Below are 19,139 nucleotides of genomic sequence, written 5' to 3'. Positions count from 1 at the left end.
CAATTAGTACATTCTGTGTTTAAACAATTACCACATTGTCCTTCTGCACAACTTGAACACGTGCAGGTGCATTCTTTATTTTTCATAATTTTATAAATTTATATGTTATATCTATAAGACTGAAAAAGGTATAAAAAGATGCATTTCCTACTTTATAAAAATAAAAAAAAGATTCTTTAAATAACGAAAAAAACGCCTGAATTACTCCAGACGTTTTTTATCTTTCCCTCGTACTCTCTTTAGTTTCCCTAACTAATGTCCTCACACAAGATAAAGATGTTTTATACTACAAATATATCAATTCTTATGCCAAAAATTAAATTTCTGTCCCGTTCAATTCTTTATTTTTTGTAATTGGATTGTTCTCTATAAGATTAGATAATATGATATGAGTTTTAACCTCTCCATATGTTATCAAACGATCTATAAATTCTTGTAGATGCATCTGATCTCTTAATATAACCTCCATAATTATATTTTCGTTTCCTGTAATTCTATAACAATTCATGACCTCTTTAAAATCAGCAACTTTTATTAGAAATGGTTTTAATCTCCCCATAAACGCTCGTAATGTAATCATTGCTTTTAGCTGATACCCTGTTTTTGTATAAGAAACATCTGCTTGATATCCTTTTAAGATACCATAATCTTCCATTTTTTTTATTCTTTCTGCTACAGCAGGAGAACTTAACCCTACTTTTCTACCTATTTCTGCATTAGATAACCGTGCATTTTGTTGTAGGCATTCCAAAATTTCCCAATTGGTCGTATCGATTTTCATGTATTGATTTTTATTGCCTATTTATATTATTTTGAATATCTGTATTTACCATTAATTCATGATTTCATACCATCTATATCTAGGCATTTTATAAGCCAACCACAAGACCTTTATTATTAATCAAAAAATAACAATATTAATCAATAGTTAAAGCAAATTAGCCATTTGACCTTAAATATTAAAGTACTAATAGCAAAAATAGCATTATTTTTGAATTAGCAAACCATTATGAGATCAAAGCCTAGAAATAAAAGATTATATAAAAAGGCACTAGAGATATTTACACTTTCTAGGAGTATTTCTAATTATCTTGTTCATGATTTATCTGCACTACAACATAATGGTAATGAAAATCCTCATATTTATTTTACTGGTGATATTATAAGGCAATCTGATGCATTGGCTCCTAAAATAATCAAAGCAGAGAATCAAGCATATCAAGATGAACGTATAAAACAAGCAACTTCTCTTATACATATTACTAATAGGCTATATAAAAATTGTGAACGCCTAGAACAATCTGAGAGTAACGGAAAAGAGTTTTTAATTCTATTACGTAGGGAACTTCGTAAATTTAGACGCTTACAACGTTTATGGATGATGAGTTTATAGATTTTAAAAAAAGCTAGTCCTATAAACAAAAGTAACCATCTGTTATAAAGACTCTTTACAACAGATAGTTCTATAGTCTCTTTTATATTGTTTTCTAATTATTCTTTTCTGAAATTACTTTCTTTACTCGAAGTATTTTTTCTTCTAATTTTTTATCTGAAACACCTCTTTCTATTGCCCACTTATAAAATTCTAATGCTTTTTCTGGCATACTCTTCATCATACACAAATCTCCATAGGTTACAATTCGTGTAGGTGATGGCTGTAGTTGTACAGCTATCTTTGATGATTTTTTACTGAATTCTCCTTTTACATATTCCTTGGTCATTCTACTATCTAAATGTCTAAAGCTAGTATCATTTAGTAGTAGTGTCAATCCATCTTGAATTGCAGGAATCAAAACTGTATAATGATTTTTGTCTTTGTAAAAAATAGATTCAAAATCTGACATTTCCTTTTTGTGAGATTCCATAAGGTTTCTAAATTTCTCTATACTTATAGAATGTAAATTATCTTCTTTTGGTCCAGCCTCTGCAAGAAATAACATAGAATTATGTTTCTTATTCTTTTCAAAAAATGAGTTATACTCTTTTACTACCCCCCCATTATTCCACCATAAACTAGGGTCTATTGCAATAACACCTTTAAAAAAGGCATCTTCCTGCATAGCATGCAGTGCAAAAAGTCCTCCAAATGAATGTCCAACAAGGTTTACAAAATCATTGGTTCTATATTTTTTTTGTATTTCAGGATGTAGTTCATTTTTTATAAATTTATAAAAAGAATCTGCCCCTCCCATATTCATAGTTTCAGGAATCTTTATTCCATTAAAAAAATGAGTTCCTTTACTAGGCGTTAACTCATACGATCTATCAACTTGATTAATAGCAACAATGATAGATTCTAAAATCATCGGTCTCTTATTATCTGCCAAAAATTGATAGATGGTATGTACCAGATCTTTTCTTTTATTACCATCCAACACATAAATAATTGGGTATTCATAGTTTTTATTCTCTTGAGAATAATATGTTTTTGGCAGATATACTGTATACTCCCGATACTGTTTTAGTTCTTTAGAATATACGCTATCTGCCAACGTCTTTTTACCCCCTTCTTGTCCATACATAGAAAGATTGGTTATTGCTAACAAAAAAAAGGAATAGAAAAACATATGTTTTAGAGCTCTCATAAGAGTAATTTTTATATTTAGATTCACTTTATGCATTAGAAAAATCTATTACATTTTGCAAGTTCTACAAAAACGGGCGTGACGTTACATTTTTTAATTTAATCGTGGTGATGCTACGCTAAAATTAAGAAAGTATCTCTTTGTTATTGTACTTCATAGCTTCATAACGAAGTTCTAATGCATAAATCGGGTTAAAAAGTAATATTAATCGTACAAATATATTTCTATCTAAGAATATATTTGCAACGTAAAGAGCAGGAATAAAGCCGTAAAAAGTCTCTGTAATACTCTTTAATTTTAAATAGAGTGCGAGTAGAGTTTTTCATTACAAAAAAAGGAATGACAAAAATAACTGATCATTACTTTTGTCATTCCTTGATAAAAAATATAAGGCTTTTCAACCTATAAGTATATTTTACTAGATTATATAGTCTAATTTTTAGATTTTAAATCTTTACATATTTCTACGATACTGTCCCCCTACCTCAAATAAAGCTGCCGTAATCTGACCCAGTGAGCATTTTTTACAAACCTCCATCAGAGCCTCAAAAATATTTTCATTATTGACTGCTCTTTGTTGTAGGTCTTTTAATAAGTCAGTTGTAGTATCAATATTTCCGTTATGCAACTCTTTTAGCATTGTAATCTGATATTGTTTCTCCTCTTCTGTAGCACGAATAACTTCTCCTGGTGTTACTGTAGGAGATCCTTTTGAGCTTAAGAAAGTATTTACTCCTATGATTGGGAACTCTCCTGTATGTTTAAGAGTTTCATAATACAAGCTCTCTTCTTGTATTTTACTACGTTGATACATCGTCTCCATAGCTCCTAGTACTCCACCTCTTTCAGTAATTCTATCAAATTCTGTCAATACAGCTTCTTCTACCAAATCTGTTAACTCTTCTATAATAAAAGATCCTTGAATTGGATTTTCATTTTTTGCCAATCCTAATTCTTTATTAATAATTAGTTGTATTGCCATTGCCCGTCTTACAGACTCTTCTGTTGGCGTAGTAATCGCCTCGTCATACGCATTGGTGTGCAATGAATTACAATTATCATAGATTGCATACAGAGCTTGTAATGTTGTACGAATATCATTAAAATCAATTTCCTGAGCATGTAGTGATCTTCCTGATGTTTGAATATGATATTTCAACATCTGAGCTCTGGAGTTTGCTCCATACTTATTTTTCAAAGCTTTTGCCCATATTTTTCTAGCTACACGTCCTATTACTGCATATTCTGGATCAATTCCGTTAGAAAAGAAAAAGGATAAATTAGGTCCAAATTTATTGATATCCATACCACGACTTAGGTAGTACTCTACGTAAGTAAAACCATTTGCTAGTGTTAATGCCAGCTGTGTAATTGGGTTTGCTCCTGCTTCTGCAATATGATACCCTGAAATCGATACCGAATAAAAATTACGTACTTGCCTATCGATAAAATATTCTTGTACATCCCCCATTAATCTCAACGCAAATTCTGTAGAGAAAATACAGGTATTTTGTGCTTGATCTTCTTTGAGAATATCTGCTTGTACAGTTCCACGAACTGTATTTAGGGTTTGAGCTTTTATTTGAGTATAAACATCTGTTGGCAACACCTGATCTCCTGTAACACCAAGCAACATCAACCCTAATCCATCATTCCCCTCAGGGAGTTCACCTTGATATTCTGGACGATCTACTCCTTTATCTTGGTATATTTCTTTGATTTTTGCCTTTACTTCAGCTTCCAAATCATTTTCTTTTATATACTTCTCACAATTTTGATCAATTGCTGCATTCATAAAGAATCCTAATAACATCGGTGCAGGACCATTGATAGTCATACTTACAGAAGTCATTGCATGCGTAAGATCGAATCCTGAGTATAATTTTTTGGCATCATCAAGGCAACAGATAGATACTCCTGCATTACCTATTTTACCATAAATATCAGGTCTGATATCAGGATCATTCCCATATAAAGTTACCGAGTCAAAAGCTGTAGATAATCTTTTTGCTGGCATTCCTAAACTTACATAATGAAAACGGCGATTGGTACGCTCTGGCCCTCCTTCTCCTGCAAACATACGTGTAGGATCTTCCCCTGTACGTTTAAAAGGGTATAATCCTGATGCATACGGAAATTCTCCTGGCACGTTTTCTTGCAAACACCATTTGAGGATATCTCCCCAAGCCTGATACTTAGGTAATGCTACTTTTGGAATTTGACTGTGAGACAAGGACTCTGTATGTGTTTCTATTTTTATCTCTTTATCTCTTACCTTAAAAGAATAAATAGGGTCTTTATATTTTTTAACTTTGACAGCCCATCCTGTAATAATTTCCCAATTATAGGGATCAAGATTAAGCTTTACTCTATCAAACTCTGCAAGAAGTAATTTTAAAAAATCTGCATTCTCATCATTTTGTTGATGACGGAGTCCTTCTTCATCAATACCATTCTTTGACAGTCCAAGAAAATGCACATTGGCAACACTGCAAATAGTTTTATATATTCCATATAATTTTTGAGCTACCTCTACTTGAGTTTCTGCTGTTTTATCATATGCTCTATTATTTTCTGCAATTTCTGATAGATATCGGGTTCTACTTGGTGGAATCACGAATATTTTTTCAGACATTTCTTTAGAGATATGAAAGTCTGATTTGAGTGCAGCTCCTGTCTTCTCTACAACCTTATCCATGATCGCTTTATATAGCGTATTCATTCCTGGGTCATTAAACTGAGAAGCTATGGTTCCATACACTGGTAATTGATCTTGTGGAATATCCCATAATTGATGATTACGCATGTATTGTTTTTTTACATCCCGCAATGCATCTAGAGAACCTCGCTTATCAAATTTATTGATCGCTACCAGATCTGCAAAATCCAGCATATCTATTTTTTCTAATTGTGTTGCTGCTCCAAACTCAGGAGTCATTACATATAATGAGGTATCACTATGTTCAAGAATCTCAGTATCAGACTGCCCGATTCCAGAAGTTTCAAGGATAATCAGATCAAATTCTGCTGCTTTGAGAACTTCTATTGCCTCTGCAACATATTTAGATAGTGCCAAATTAGATTGTCTGGTTGCCAGAGATCGCATATATACTCTAGGAGAATTAATGGCATTCATTCTAATTCTATCTCCTAATAATGCTCCTCCTGTTTTACGTTTTGATGGATCTACAGAGATCAATCCGATTGTTTTTTCAGGAAAATCTATCAAAAACCTACGAACTAATTCATCTACCAAAGAAGATTTTCCAGCTCCTCCAGTACCCGTAATTCCTAATACTGGAGTTTTTGAGGTTTTATTTTTTTCATGAATTTGATCCAGCGTAGTTTTGGCTATTTCAGGAAAATTCTCTGCCGCAGAAATAACACGTGCAATCGCTCCTATTTCTTTTTCTGCTAAATGATTAGCTTCTCCATTAAGTTGATCACCAATAGGAAAATCTGATCTTTTTACCAAATCATTAATCATTCCTTGTAACCCTAGCTCTCTTCCATCATCAGGCGAATAGATACGTGTAATCCCATACTCCATCAAATCTTTGATTTCTTCTGGTAGGATTACTCCTCCACCTCCTCCAAATATTTTGATATGAGTTGCTCCTTTTTCTTTTAGCAAATCATACATATATTTAAAATACTCATTATGACCTCCTTGATATGATGTCATTGCAATAGCATTAGCATCTTCTTGTATAGCACAGTTTACAACTTCTTCAACACTGCGGTCATGTCCTAAATGGATGACTTCGACTCCTGTTGATTGAATAATACGACGCATAATATTGATGGCTGCATCATGCCCATCAAATAATGAGGCTGCAGTAACAATTCTAACTTTATTCTGAGGTATGTAAGGTGCTATTTGTTCCATTGACAATAATAAGTAGTTTTAATGTTGCAAATTTACGAAATATGCATCAAAATGACTATTTTTTTTAGAATTATCTAATTAACAGCACACGTTTGATATCTTCTTTATTTTTCATTCAAATTTAGCACTTATTATCCTTGGTTTTTTAAAAATTACGCATCGATTACAGCAATCTATCTCGAATCAATTAAAAAACAGGAATATTTACATGAAATATTAAAATTTTAATTCTTCAAATAGTAAGTTTATATTCTAAAACATAGGCTATAATGAAAAAAACAACCTTATTAATTAATTGCCCCGATAAAAAAGGAATCATTGCAACTGTTACCAATTTTATAGTAGCAAAAAAAGGTAATACTATATATATAGAACAACACGTAGATCATGAATTAAAGGAATTCTTTATGCGTTTGGAATGTGAGTTTGATCAAGATGAAGAAAAACTGGCTTTATTCAAAGACTCTTTCAACAAACATGTAGCCAAAGATTATCACATGCATTGGGAGATGTATAATGCCGAAAAAAAACCAAAAATGGCTCTTTTTGTATCTAAATACGATCATTGTCTTTATGATATTTTAGGAAGACATGCTTCTGGTGAGTTAAAAGTAAAAATCCCAATTATTATAAGCAATCATGAAGACTTAAAACCTATCGCTGATGCTTTTAAAATTCCTTTCAAATATATTCCTGTTACAAAAACAACAAAGATTCAGGCAGAGACTCAGCAATTGGATTTACTAAAAGAATATAAAATTGATTTTATTATTCTAGCTAGATACATGCAAATTCTCTCTTCGAATTTTGTAGATCAGTTTCCTCATAAAATCATAAATATACATCACTCTTTTTTACCAGCATTTCCTGGAGCAAAACCCTATCACTCTGCTTATGAAAGAGGGGTAAAAATCATTGGAGCAACGAGTCATTATGTAACTTCTGATCTAGATGAAGGACCTATCATCGAACAAGAGGTTGTACGTGTTTCTCATGTACATAATGTACATGACTTTATCTTAAAAGGACGTGACCTAGAAAAAATTGTATTATCACGTGCTATCAAACACCATATAGAGAGAAAGGTACTGGTTTATAATAATAAAACTGTTATTTTTTCATAAAGGAAATATATCTCCTGTATTTGCAAAACGATATCCTTCCTTTTCTAGAGATTGCCTTTCTTGCCCTCCCTTTTTTATTGCTGGGTTTGAATGATTAAAATGAATGAATATTATTTTGTTTTTTATTTCTCTTGGTTCATTTTTGAATAAGGTGATGGTTTCTTCTATAAAGGGATGTGGTACTTCTGCCATTGGCCTAGGGATTTCTCCGTTTTTAAAAAATGTAGCGTCAATAAAAGCATAATCTACTTGCTTTACTTCTGCTACAATATTTTTTTTCCAAAGCGACCATTTATTAATATCTGGAATAAATAATGTTTTTTTATGATCGCCAATAACTTTATACCCTACTGTTTCTGAAAACTCATCTCTATGAGGTACTAAAAAAGGAACTACTTGTATTGAGTTGGTCAATCTTATTGTGCTATCTGCCTGTATAGGATTGATCTGTATATTATTTAGTGACACTAATTGCGACCAAGGTCCATTATTCTCTAAAAAAGATTGCATTCTAGGCATGGCATAAACAGGAATTCTCTTTGCTCCCATAGCTTCTCTTCCTAGATACATCAACCCTGTATAATGTCCTATATGCGCATGTGTCAAAAAAATCCCATCAACAATCCTATTGCTCTGCAAATGACCTTTATTCAAAATTGCTAATTGCTCTGGCATATCTGGGGTTGCTTCAAACATAAATTTTTTACCCGCTGTAAGATCAATTACTCCTAACGAAGTCACCAACTCTTTTTTACTCTTACTCTCTTTGATTTCTTCAAATTCATCTGTATTATTTATATGAGGAAACCCTCCATCTTGCGCTATTCCTAATACAGTTATATATTGATTGGTTTTATTTGATAGATCAGATTGGTTTTTTATCGATACTTTCTCATTTTTACATGAAATAATTAGAATAGATACTATTAAAAAAATTAAATTTGATTTCATATGTTATTGGTATTAATTTCTAATAACGATTTAAGGGTGCTTATCTCTATTTTGACTAAAATCATCTTAAATTTGTAGCACATTTAATTACAATCTCAAATCTAACAAGAAATCATGAAAAAAATTTTTATTGTACTTACTGCTTTTTTATTATTTAGCTGTGCAGAACTTCAACAGGTAGTCAATAGTCTTCCGCAAACAACAACAGGTGGTGGTTTTGGAATAAGTAATATCGATATCGCTAACGGACTGAGACAAGCACTAGACAAGGGAATTGACAAACAAGTATCAAAACTTACTCTAAAAGATGGTTTTTATAGAAATCAACTAGTAAAAATATTACTTCCACAAGAATTACAAAAAGTAGATAAAACTTTACGAGACATTGGATTAGGTAGCCTTGCAGATGAGGGGTTAAAGGCTATTAATCGTGCCGCAGAAGATGCGGTAAAAGAAGCTACTCCTATTTTTGTAAATGCAGTAAAACAAATCACTTTTGCTGATGCTAAACAAATCCTTTTGGGTAAAGATGATTCTGCTACAAGATACCTTACTGGCAAGACTCAAAGTCAACTTTATCAAAAATTTAATCCAGTTATAAATAAATCTTTTTCAAAAGTGGGTGCTGATAAAATTTGGTCAAATATTATCACAAAATACAACACTATACCTTTTACAAAAAAAATCAACCCTGATCTAACTGATTATGTAACTCAACAAGCCCTAAAAGGAGTATATACTATGATTGCTGTAGAGGAAAAAGATATCAGAACAAAGTTTAGCTCTAGAACAACAGATTTATTGAGAAAAGTGTTTGCTTTACAAGACTAACACCATAGTAACCATTTAAATATCAAATGGCATATAATTATTGAATTGGTATAACACAATCTCACAAAAAACGCCATAAACACCTAAAAACTAATCCATAAGTTATATTTATCACAATTTTAAACTATGTTAACTAGCCATTAAGAAACTCTCTTTCTTTTATCCTGTACCTTTGTATCATAAATGATAAGAGATAAGAAATGTTAGCTTGGTTAAAACATAAAACTGAATTGGAAAAGTTACAGCATACCTACTGCAAATTAATGAAAAGTTCGTATAAACTGGCACTTACCGATAAGGATAAAAGTGATTTACTACATCAAGAGGCTGACAAGATTTTGATTCAAATAAAAAAAATTGAAGGGCAGTCAGCCTAAACAAAATTGTAAATCAAATTTGCTTAATAAATGCAATTGACTCTTTATTGAATATTTCTGGTTGTTCTACATTTACAACATGTCCTGAATCTTCAACAATAAACAATTCTGATAATTCGTGATCTGCCACTACCTTTTGTACCGAAGGTAGAAAAAGATAATCCTCTTTTCCCATCATATACAAAGTAGGGATACAAATATCCTTTGCTCTAAAAAAACGTAATAATGGATTAATTTCTGAAGTTAATTTAAACCACCTTACAAATTCTTTTTGATATAGTTTTCTTGCTTCATTTGCAAAAAGAAGCCTAGACTCTTTATGATTTTTTCTAGGCATAATAATAAAAGCAAAGAATTTATACAAAATCATATAAGGAATCACAGATTTGAACACTGTACCTAATCGCATCAAAATTTGTGATCTCAAGTTCAATTTCATAATTGCTCCTCCCATAATCATACTACACACTCGATCAGGATGTCTTTCTGCCAAATTTCTTATCAGTATGGTTCCCAAAGAAATTCCTATAAAATGAGATTTCTCTATTCCTTCTTTATCAATAACTTCTAAAATGTCATCTGTTATTGTATCAAAAGTATACTTAGGATTAAATGCCTCTTTAAGAACAGGCTTTGAATTACCATGCCCTCTAAGATCTAATAAAAGTACGTTAAAATGCTTTCTAAATTCTCTAACTTGTCTATACCAGATAGAAGAACTCCCTCCTGCCCCATGAACAAAAGTTACCCATGATGTACTTTCTGGGTGATTATATACTGTATAATTAAGCAATAGTTTGTAGTTTATGAATTTACATCAAAAATATACAGTTATTTTAATATCAAACCTATTTATAGAAATATTTATACAAAAATTACTATATCATCAAAAATTAATGAAGTGTTTTAAAATAAGAAAAAGCATTTACCAAACGTGATCCATACCACGAAAAATATTCTCCATCTACCAAAATAACTTCTGTATTAGTCATATTTTTCAACTCTTTCAAGTGTTTTTCTGAAAAAGGATAAGGCTCTGATGACAACAGTATTAAATCTATATTTTTGATTGTTAAAAGTTCTTTTTCTAGAACTTCTGGATACCTACTTTTATTTCCAAAAACATTGACAAAACCATTCATTTTGAGTATATAGTCTACAAAAGTATCTTTACCAGCCACCATCCAAGGTTTTTTCCAGATAAAGTATGCGACTCTTTTTTGAGGCTTGTTATCAATAAACGTGTCAAAAGATACTTTTTCTGATTTGATCCTAGTTATCAATACTGTCGCTTCTGTTTGCTTATCAAAAATCTCCCCGTATTGTTTAATCATATCCAAAGCTTCGGATAGAGAAAAAATATTTGAAACATGTACTGGATATTCTTTTTGTAGGCAAGCTACAATTTCTTTTGTATTTTCTTCTTTATTACAAAGTATGATATCAGGGTTTAATTTTTTGATCGTATCATAATTGATATTTTTGGTCCCTCCAACTATAACTTTTTCGTTTCTTATTGTAGCTGGATGCACACAAAACTTAGTGACACCAACAATACAATCAGACAATCCCAAATCTACTAATAATTCAGTCTGCGAAGGAACTAATGAAACAATGCTGGTTGGAATTCTAGAAAGAACAACTTCTCTATTTAATTGATCTTTATATATCATGAAACAAAACTATTATTATCTTCTTAATAAAAAAAACAAACAACACGCTAAAAATTAGCAAGTTACCCTAGGTTTTTCTTCAAAAAATTCTTATATTACATATAGTTACTTACTAATTTAAAACACGGGGCTATGAATTCAGTATTACTAAATGTTGCCATTTATGGAATAATGGCATTTTTCGTTATTTTCATTGCATATGGTCTTTATGGATATGCAAGACAAGTATTTAACGCCAATAGACGTTAATTTACATTCTTTTGAAAATAAAAAAAGGAACAAGTTTTAGAATTCTTGTTCCTTTTTTTTATTTTCTTTCTTCCAGAATCTCTTTCATTTGTTGTTGAAGCTCTAGTGCCTTATCTGTTGCTGCTTTTGCATACTCTTTATCATTTGAAGCATATATAATACCTCTGGATGAATTAATAAGCAATCCTACCTGATCATTCAATCCATATTTACATACATCTTGTAAATTTCCTCCTTGTGCTCCTACTCCTGGAACTAATAAAAAACTATCTGGTACAATTTTTCTTATTTCAGAAAAGTATTCGGTCTTGGTAGCACCAACCACATACATCAGGTTTTTAGAATTCTTATATGATTTTGATATTTCTAATACCTGTTTATACAACTCTTTTCCTTCTGTATCTTTTGTCTGAAAATCGAAAGCCCCTTGATTAGAAGTCAATGCAAGAAGTATCGTATGTTTATGATCAAAAGCCAAAAATGGTTCTACAGAATCTTTTCCCATATATGGTGCAATAGTAACAGAATCAAATGCTAAATCTTCAAAAAAAGCTTTGGCATACATTGTACTTGTATTACCTATATCTCCTCGTTTGGCATCTGCAATGGTAAATACCTCTGGATAATTTGTATTCAAATACTTAATTGTTTTTTCTAGAGATTTCCACCCTTTGATTCCATACGCTTCATAAAAAGCAGTATTAGGTTTATATGCTACAGCCAGATGATTTGTACTATCTATAATAGCTTTATTAAACTCAAAAATCGGATCTTCTTCTTCTAATAGGTGTTTTGGGATTTTAGCTAAATCTACATCCAAACCAATACATAAAAACGATTGTTTTTTATGTATTTGTGCCACTAGTTCCTGAGTCGTCATAATTTATTAGTCAAATTTTTATTAAAATTATTCTTTACCATCTACATAGTCTTGTAAATAGCTATATCTCTCTGTTAGTTTTCCTGCTTGGGTCATTCTTGCTCTTTCAAGAATCCCATCTTTATCATTATTAAAAAAGGCAGGAATTACATATTCTAAAAACATTTCTCCAAACCCTTCACTTGCATCTTTTGGCAATTCACATGGCAAATTGTCAACCGCCATCACCACAATAGCATTTGATTTTTTGAAATCAATCTCTGTTTCTGTATTTGGATCATACCCATAAATTGGGTCGGTAATTGTAGAGGAACGAATTGTACTTGCAACAGGTCCATCGACATCACAAGATATATCTGCGACCAATTTGATTTTAAAATCTTTATGTCTGGCATCTTCTCTTGTAAAGATATAAGGTGCTCCATCTCCAAAAAAGTGTCCCGCAATATACATATCACTTACTTTTGCAAATTTCATAAAATCTCCTAGATACTCCTTTGCATTGGTATAAAAATCAGCATTATCAATAAAACGTCCATCTTTGCGTTTATTATAATCCAAAACATCTAATTGCACATAAACAGGCTCATCAAAAGTAGTATTCAAATATTCAGACACAGATACCTCTTTGATTTGCATAGCATCTAATATTTCTTTAGCTCCGCTTCCTACCTTACCATTTCCAGTAAGTACTATCTTTATATTGGGTAATTTGATTTTTGACAGCGTTGTTTCCAAATCTTCTTGGTTATTCAACGTTTCTGCTTTTGGCAATAAAAAAGTATCATGCTTTAATCCCCACGCTCTAAAACCATTATAAGTACCAACAATCCCAGCATATCGCCCAAAACCAATTAATCTAAATCCTTGTTTATTAACAATCACTTCATGATCGTATAATTCTATATTCTTATCCAAAATTACTCTAAGCAGATCTCTATTATAAGTTTGCTTTTTGATAGTATGCGAAAAGAAAAAATATTTTTTATTAGGTATCAATGCATCAATAGGCACCTCTTTTACTCCTAGTAATACATCACAATTAGATAAATCATCAGAAATTTTGAACCCTGCATTATGATATTCATTGTCATCAAAAACTCTAACATCAGAAGGTTCTATTACAAAAGAAGCCTTAGAGAAATTATTAATCACTGATTTTAAACCTTCTGGCGAAAACACTACCCGACGATCTGGCGGGTTTTTTCGCTCTTTGATAACACCGAATTTGGTCATATGAATTGGTATAAATTTTGTATTAAAAAACGGGAGTAAAGATATGATAATTATGATTATATTTGTTGCCCGAAAGTTTTTTTGATCAAATTGGAAATAGTTTTTCTATTGATCAAATAAGAATAATCAAATTTCGGAAAAACACTACTGGGGTCGACTGGTTTTGACAGCGAGATTAATGTGGTGGTAAGCACGCCGAGCTATGAAATTAATGCTCGTTAATATCTATTTCACCTTTTTAAACGGCGAGAATAACTACGCCCTAGCTGCATAATCTGAATTTTAGTAGGATAATGCCTCGGTTCACAAGGTGAACAAGCAGGATACCTCTCAATAGCCTTGGTTTGCGGCGATTGATTATGAGGTATCGTAAAAGTAAACCTAGAGATTATAGTGTCTTGATATAATTTCGAAATTTAATTGAGAATAAGCTGTGCGTTGGTAGTTTTTGACCGGCAATCAGACGAAAATCTAAACAAAAACTAAGCATGTAGAAAGCTATTGTATTACTTGTTTGGACGAGGGTTCGAATCCCTCCGACTCCACAAAGACATTTTTTTCAAATGCCAGACAATTTTGTCTGGCATTTTGATTTTAAAAAACATAACGAATACATATATAAGACAGGTTTATGTATTGATTACCAGTCTTTAAACTTGTTTTTCATACACTAAGTAATCTTGCAGTTAGTATTGGGAATATAATCTTTTCAAAAAAATGTTATTTTTTTTCTTTCAGTTTCAAAAAACGGGACTTCTAATGCTTACTATTGCACTGGGAAAAAATTAAATTAATAATTACTTAAAACAAACTCACAAACAATGCATACACTATTTGTATCCTTATTTTCTTGTGGTATTACCATGAGAAAAATAATAATAGGGTTATTTATTCTAGGGGTAAGCAGTATTTCATCCTTTGGTCAAAATGCTGTTCCTGTAAACCAATTTAATGTAAATTCAGCTTTAGGTGTTTACAATGTAAGTACGCCCAATATGGCTAGCTTTCAAAAAGTAACACAAATACCCATGAATCCATACACTGGTAGGGCAAATGTTACTATTCCTTTATATGAAATTCAATCAGGGGGTCTTAGTGTTCCAATTACTATCTCGTATAATACCTCTGGGGTAAAGATAGGTGATATCCCATCCTCAGTAGGGAGTAACTGGTCATTAAGCGCAGGAGGAAGTATAAATAAGACGGTAAAAGGTCTTGAGGATTTTTATTATAAAGCAGAAAAAACACCTCGAGTTGATAATCATTATACGTTAAAAAGTTTAGGGTGGAGTCATCGTTTAGATTATGCTTCTCATACATCAATACAATCATTATTAGGAGCTACTTTGCCTTTTGCATTACCAGCCAATAATAGTGCTGATATGAATACCAATGCATTTAACTTACAAACAAAGCATGATGACCCAAGGCCTGATATTTTCAATGTGAATGCCCCAGGATTATCAACATCATTTGTACATCGCTTGGATAAAAGTGTGATGGAATTACATCATCAAGGGAATAGTATTACTTCTACTTTTGGAGAGAGTAATCCTATTAATCTATTTGGATTTGATGATGGCTGGCAAGGAGTAAGAACCATTAAATGTGTTAATAATATTAGCATAACCAATCCACAAGGTATTACCTATCAATTTGGGAATCTTGATATTTCTCAAAATGCAGATACATTTCATACAAAATCAAGAGATAGAGAAAGAAAATATGAGGTGTACTCTTATAATCAGGTAGATACTTATCATTTGTCATCTATAAAGAGTAATACAACCCATAGAGAAATTAAATTTGAATATGATACCTACAGATTATCAAGTAGTGAGGTTAAATTAACACAGGTTAAAAGTTATCTAGGAAGTAGTCTTGATACAGGAAGACCGCTAAACCCTTTTGTTCATGAGGCTCAGTTTTTAAAAACAAAACATCCGCAATTAAACAGACTTAATACCATTATTTTTGAAGAAGGTTCAGTAGAATTTATTCATGCTAAAAATAGAGAAGACCTATTAGGAGACCGAGCTTTGACCATGATTAAAATTAAGAACTTTCATGGGGAGGTAATTAAAACATTTAAGTTTGAGTATACTTATTTTGAATCGAGTTTAAATTGTACCACTCCTGAATGTAAGCGTTTACGACTAGATCGAATTCGTATATTTAATAAAATAGGAAGAGAACTACCTGGATATGTATTTAGTTATGATACAACACCATTACCTCCACGAGGGACTTATAATCAGGATTTTTTAGGATATGCCAATGGACCTGCAATTGCTCGTGATGGATATCCAGCTTTTCCAAAGCTATATTTTTCTGTTAATAAAGGGAAATATTCCTTTTTTCCAGTTTCATTAGGTCAAAATTATCGTGAATTACCAGGAGATTATTCTATGGTGCCCGACCTAAAATATGCAAAAGCTGGAGCTTTAAAGAGTATACGATATCCAACAGGAGCTTCTACACAGTTTTCATACGAACTAAACTCTTTTTTGGTAAACACCAAAGAAATAAAAGGAGGAGGTCTACGTATCAAATCTCAGCGTATTATAGATGAAACAGGACATCAAGAGGTATTGGACTATCGTTATATTGATACCAATTGGAAACCATCTGGGCAGTTAAATGCAATACCTACTTACGGTAATGTAAAGATTGGTTATGGAGATTCGACAAATGGCAATCTAGAAGACCTTCTTTTTGAGGTATATTCATCTTCACAATTTCAGGCAGAACTAACAGATGGTGCATATGTTGGATATTCTAGAGTTTTGATTAAAAATCGAGAAAATCATGGAATAACCGAAAATATATATACAAGCTCAAAGGACGAGCCTAATATACAGGCTCCCGTATATGATATAGGAACATTGTTTAGAAATCAAACAAATGCAGTAAGTGAGCCTGCTGTTACTTTTTATAATAAAAATGGAGGTTTCCAAAATGTAATGGTAGATGAAGGTTTATCTCGAGGAAAACTAAAACTACAGCGTTTGTATGATGCTACAGGTAAATTATTACAAAGAACTAATGTTACCTATACAAAGGATGTTTTAGATTCCTTTTCTGTAGACCTTATACAGATAGAAGGGGATTTTATCGATCCATCTGGAGAACCATCTACGCGTTCAAATTATTATTCACAAAAATTAGATTTGTCATCGCAACGCCATATAAAAACAGGAGAAAGTGTAAAAGATTTTTATAAAGATGGTACCACCAAAACTACTCAAACAAATCAAAAATATCACCCTTTGTTTTCTGTGCTTAAAGAACAAACTGCAACCAACAGTTTAGGAACGCCTGTTAAAAATATCTTTTACTATCCCGATGAAAAGACATCTCTGTCTGGTCTAAGTACAACAGAATCCTTGGCAATTGATCATTTGATTAATACTAAAAGATATACTACGCCAATCCAAAGTGAATCTTATGTAGGAGATAAAAAAATTCAAACGCAGCGCACAAGTTTTAAAACTTGGCAAAATTCAATTATAGCTCCAGAACTGCAACAAACAGCCAAAGAAAATACAGCTTTAGAAAACAGAATAGAGTATAAACAATATGATGGATCAGGTAATGTATTGTCTGTATTGCAAACTGATGGAGTTGAAACCTCTTATATCTATGGCTATAAAAACAGTGCGATAATTGCGGTTTTAAAAAATGTTCCTTATAAGGACATTCCACAAGCTACCATTACACAATTACAACAACTATCTAATGAAGATAGTAATGCTACCACAGAGCAAACATTTAAAAACGCATTAGATGCTTTGAGAGCTACCTTTATCCAAGGGCAGATAACTACCTATACTTACGACCCTTTAATTGGAGTAACTAGTATTACAGATCCTATAGGTATGACTACATATTATTATTATGATGATTTTAACCGTTTACAAACTATTAAGGATCATTATGGTAAAATTCTAAAAGAATATTGTTATGCCTATAAGGGGGCAAGTAGCCCGTGTAACAGAACAGCACCAATAGTTGATATAAATGATATTGTAGGAAATGAATCGTCTAAAGTTTATATAGAAGTGGGGGCTCTAAAAGATTATCGTATTCCTATTCCTAATGAACCATATGTATCAGAATATTATTGGCCAGAAATAGAGGAGAATACTGTGACCAAAAATAAAAGTTTACATCCTGTATTATATTTTCCTAGACCAAAAGCACATGAAAATGGGATACCTAGTGTACCTATTACACTAAGTGGATACAATCTGCCTTATCCTGATACATTTTACAGTTCAGGATGGTGGACAGCCAGAAAAGGAATGTCTTATAAATTAGTAGGTAAAGATGTAGATAACACATCAAATAGAGTAGAATGGGGTATTGTTTTAGCAAATGGAAAAGAAATAGCTATGGCAACAACTGTATCAGAGTTACCCAATGTATTGTTTCCTGTTGGTTGTCTAAATGGAGTAACTGGAAAAATATTTTGTAGAATAACTAAAACAGGCTCTGGTACTACTACAGTTTCTGGAACAACTACTTCAGAAATATACTATAGTAAGCCTGTTGTATTTAAAAAAGGCTTAGACCCCTATGATAGATCAACTACTCATTTTTTAACAAATTCGAATACCAATGTTTGTGAAGTAGTAGCCAGTACAATTTTAGGTATAGAAGACACTAATTTTCCTTCAACAGGTTTCGATATTCCCTGGGGGTATAGTAATTGGGATATTGATCTGGAGCAAGATCCTGATTCTACTACAATTACTGTTGGAGGTACAGGTAATCGAAATACAGAACTAGATCGTGTAAAAGTTCACTTAAATTACGGGCAATATAAAATTCCTATTCCTAGTGATTTTAATGCTACAGAATTTCCTTGGAGAGAAGGAAGTAGAGCTAGTTTACATCCTGTATTTTACTATCCACGACCTCATTTAATAGATAATATTACAATACCAAGTGCTGCACAGTTCAGTACTGTTTTTAAGCTACAATACCCTAAATCATATTACAGTTCTGGATGGTATACAGAGCGAGGAGGATATCGTTATAGTATCACGGGATTAGAAGCAATAACAACGCCTTATACCACAGAATGGTTTATAGAAATAGGAAAGGCAAAACATCCTCTTGGAATATTTATCCCTGAAACTACCGAAATCTTTTTTATACCAAGAAGTCTGATAGGTCAAACAGGACAGCTAGTATGTAGAGTTACCATAGGCCCTTCTGCAAACCCCACTAGAATTATGGATATTAAAAGTGAGCTTACAACTTTTCAAGAAGGCATGTTGTCGGTGGATTTAGAAAGGGCAATACTTACTCCTTTTGACTTACAGAACTAATAATGTAA

13 protein-coding genes and 1 other RNA gene are annotated in these 19,139 nt (G+C 32.1%); 6 read left to right on the top strand and 8 right to left on the bottom strand.

Annotated elements, in window-relative coordinates; genetic code table 11:
• Positions 1-316: 316 nt before the first annotated feature.
• Positions 317-781 carry an Lrp/AsnC family transcriptional regulator gene (locus DG508_RS00380; RefSeq protein WP_108866250.1) on the bottom strand — a complete coding sequence of 155 codons (465 nt, stop codon included), beginning with the start codon at positions 779-781 and terminating at the stop codon, positions 317-319.
• A gap of 228 nt (positions 782-1,009) precedes the next feature.
• Between DG508_RS00380 and DG508_RS00375 the strand changes: the two genes are divergently transcribed.
• Positions 1,010-1,393 carry a hypothetical protein gene (locus DG508_RS00375; protein ID WP_108866249.1) on the top strand — a complete coding sequence of 128 codons (384 nt, stop codon included), beginning with the start codon at positions 1,010-1,012 and terminating at the stop codon, positions 1,391-1,393.
• 94 nt (positions 1,394-1,487) lie between these two features.
• On the opposite strand, the gene DG508_RS00370 is transcribed toward DG508_RS00375, so the two are convergent.
• Together DG508_RS00370 and DG508_RS00365 are read right to left on the bottom strand one after the other, a co-directional pair.
• Positions 1,488-2,585 (bottom strand): alpha/beta hydrolase, encoded by a 1,098-nt coding sequence (locus DG508_RS00370; protein ID WP_159090561.1) that lies wholly within the window; start codon positions 2,583-2,585, stop codon positions 1,488-1,490.
• Between the two features lie 454 nt (positions 2,586-3,039).
• A complete protein-coding gene (locus DG508_RS00365) occupies positions 3,040-6,474 on the bottom strand; it encodes a methylmalonyl-CoA mutase family protein (RefSeq protein WP_108866247.1) in 3,435 nt (1,144 codons plus the stop codon).
• A gap of 269 nt (positions 6,475-6,743) precedes the next feature.
• On the opposite strand from DG508_RS00365, the gene purU reads away from it, so the two are divergent.
• Positions 6,744-7,598, top strand: coding sequence for a formyltetrahydrofolate deformylase (purU, locus tag DG508_RS00360; protein ID WP_108866246.1), 855 nt, complete (start codon positions 6,744-6,746; stop codon positions 7,596-7,598).
• Here purU and DG508_RS00355 read toward each other — a convergent pair.
• Complete coding sequence (locus DG508_RS00355) at positions 7,593-8,549, bottom strand: MBL fold metallo-hydrolase (protein WP_108866245.1); 957 nt, start codon at positions 8,547-8,549, stop codon at positions 7,593-7,595. The genes purU and DG508_RS00355 overlap by 6 nt on opposite strands.
• Before the next feature lie 114 nt (positions 8,550-8,663).
• On the opposite strand from DG508_RS00355, the gene DG508_RS00350 reads away from it, so the two are divergent.
• The gene (locus tag DG508_RS00350; protein WP_108866244.1) at positions 8,664-9,380 is read left to right on the top strand and encodes a DUF4197 domain-containing protein; all 717 of its coding nucleotides are present in this window, start codon (positions 8,664-8,666) and stop codon (positions 9,378-9,380) included.
• Positions 9,381-9,580: 200 nt separating this feature from the next.
• The gene (locus DG508_RS00345) at positions 9,581-9,757 is read left to right on the top strand and encodes a Lacal_2735 family protein (protein ID WP_103864835.1); all 177 of its coding nucleotides are present in this window, start codon (positions 9,581-9,583) and stop codon (positions 9,755-9,757) included.
• 13 nt (positions 9,758-9,770) lie between these two features.
• On the opposite strand, the gene DG508_RS00340 is transcribed toward DG508_RS00345, so the two are convergent.
• The 4 genes from DG508_RS00340 to DG508_RS00325 all read right to left on the bottom strand — a co-directional run bounded on the left by DG508_RS00340 (position 9,771) and on the right by DG508_RS00325 (position 13,795).
• Entirely contained in the window at positions 9,771-10,550 is a 780-nt protein-coding gene (locus DG508_RS00340; protein WP_108866243.1) for an alpha/beta fold hydrolase, read from the bottom strand.
• A gap of 100 nt (positions 10,551-10,650) precedes the next feature.
• Entirely contained in the window at positions 10,651-11,430 is a 780-nt protein-coding gene (locus tag DG508_RS00335; protein ID WP_108866242.1) for an ABC transporter substrate-binding protein, read from the bottom strand.
• A 307-nt stretch (positions 11,431-11,737) separates the two neighbouring features.
• Positions 11,738-12,559 (bottom strand): orotidine-5'-phosphate decarboxylase, encoded by an 822-nt coding sequence (pyrF, locus tag DG508_RS00330; RefSeq protein ID WP_108866241.1) that lies wholly within the window; start codon positions 12,557-12,559, stop codon positions 11,738-11,740.
• A gap of 27 nt (positions 12,560-12,586) precedes the next feature.
• On the bottom strand, positions 12,587-13,795 hold the full coding sequence (locus DG508_RS00325; RefSeq protein ID WP_108866240.1) for an NAD(P)-dependent oxidoreductase: 1,209 nt from the start codon (positions 13,793-13,795) through the stop codon (positions 12,587-12,589).
• A gap of 149 nt (positions 13,796-13,944) precedes the next feature.
• Here DG508_RS00325 and ssrA point away from each other — a divergent pair.
• Together ssrA and DG508_RS00315 are read left to right on the top strand one after the other, a co-directional pair.
• Positions 13,945-14,343: a transfer-messenger RNA gene (gene ssrA, locus DG508_RS00320) on the top strand.
• A gap of 273 nt (positions 14,344-14,616) precedes the next feature.
• The gene (locus DG508_RS00315) at positions 14,617-19,131 is read left to right on the top strand and encodes an RHS repeat domain-containing protein (protein ID WP_159090559.1); all 4,515 of its coding nucleotides are present in this window, start codon (positions 14,617-14,619) and stop codon (positions 19,129-19,131) included.
• Positions 19,132-19,139: the final 8 nt, after the last annotated feature.

The sequence above is a fragment of the Aquimarina aquimarini genome, assembly GCF_900299535.1.
Classification (GTDB): Bacteria; Bacteroidota; Bacteroidia; order Flavobacteriales; family Flavobacteriaceae; genus Aquimarina; species Aquimarina aquimarini.
Note: the sequence above shows the minus strand (reverse complement) of the source record. Positions and strands in the feature narration are given on the sequence as shown.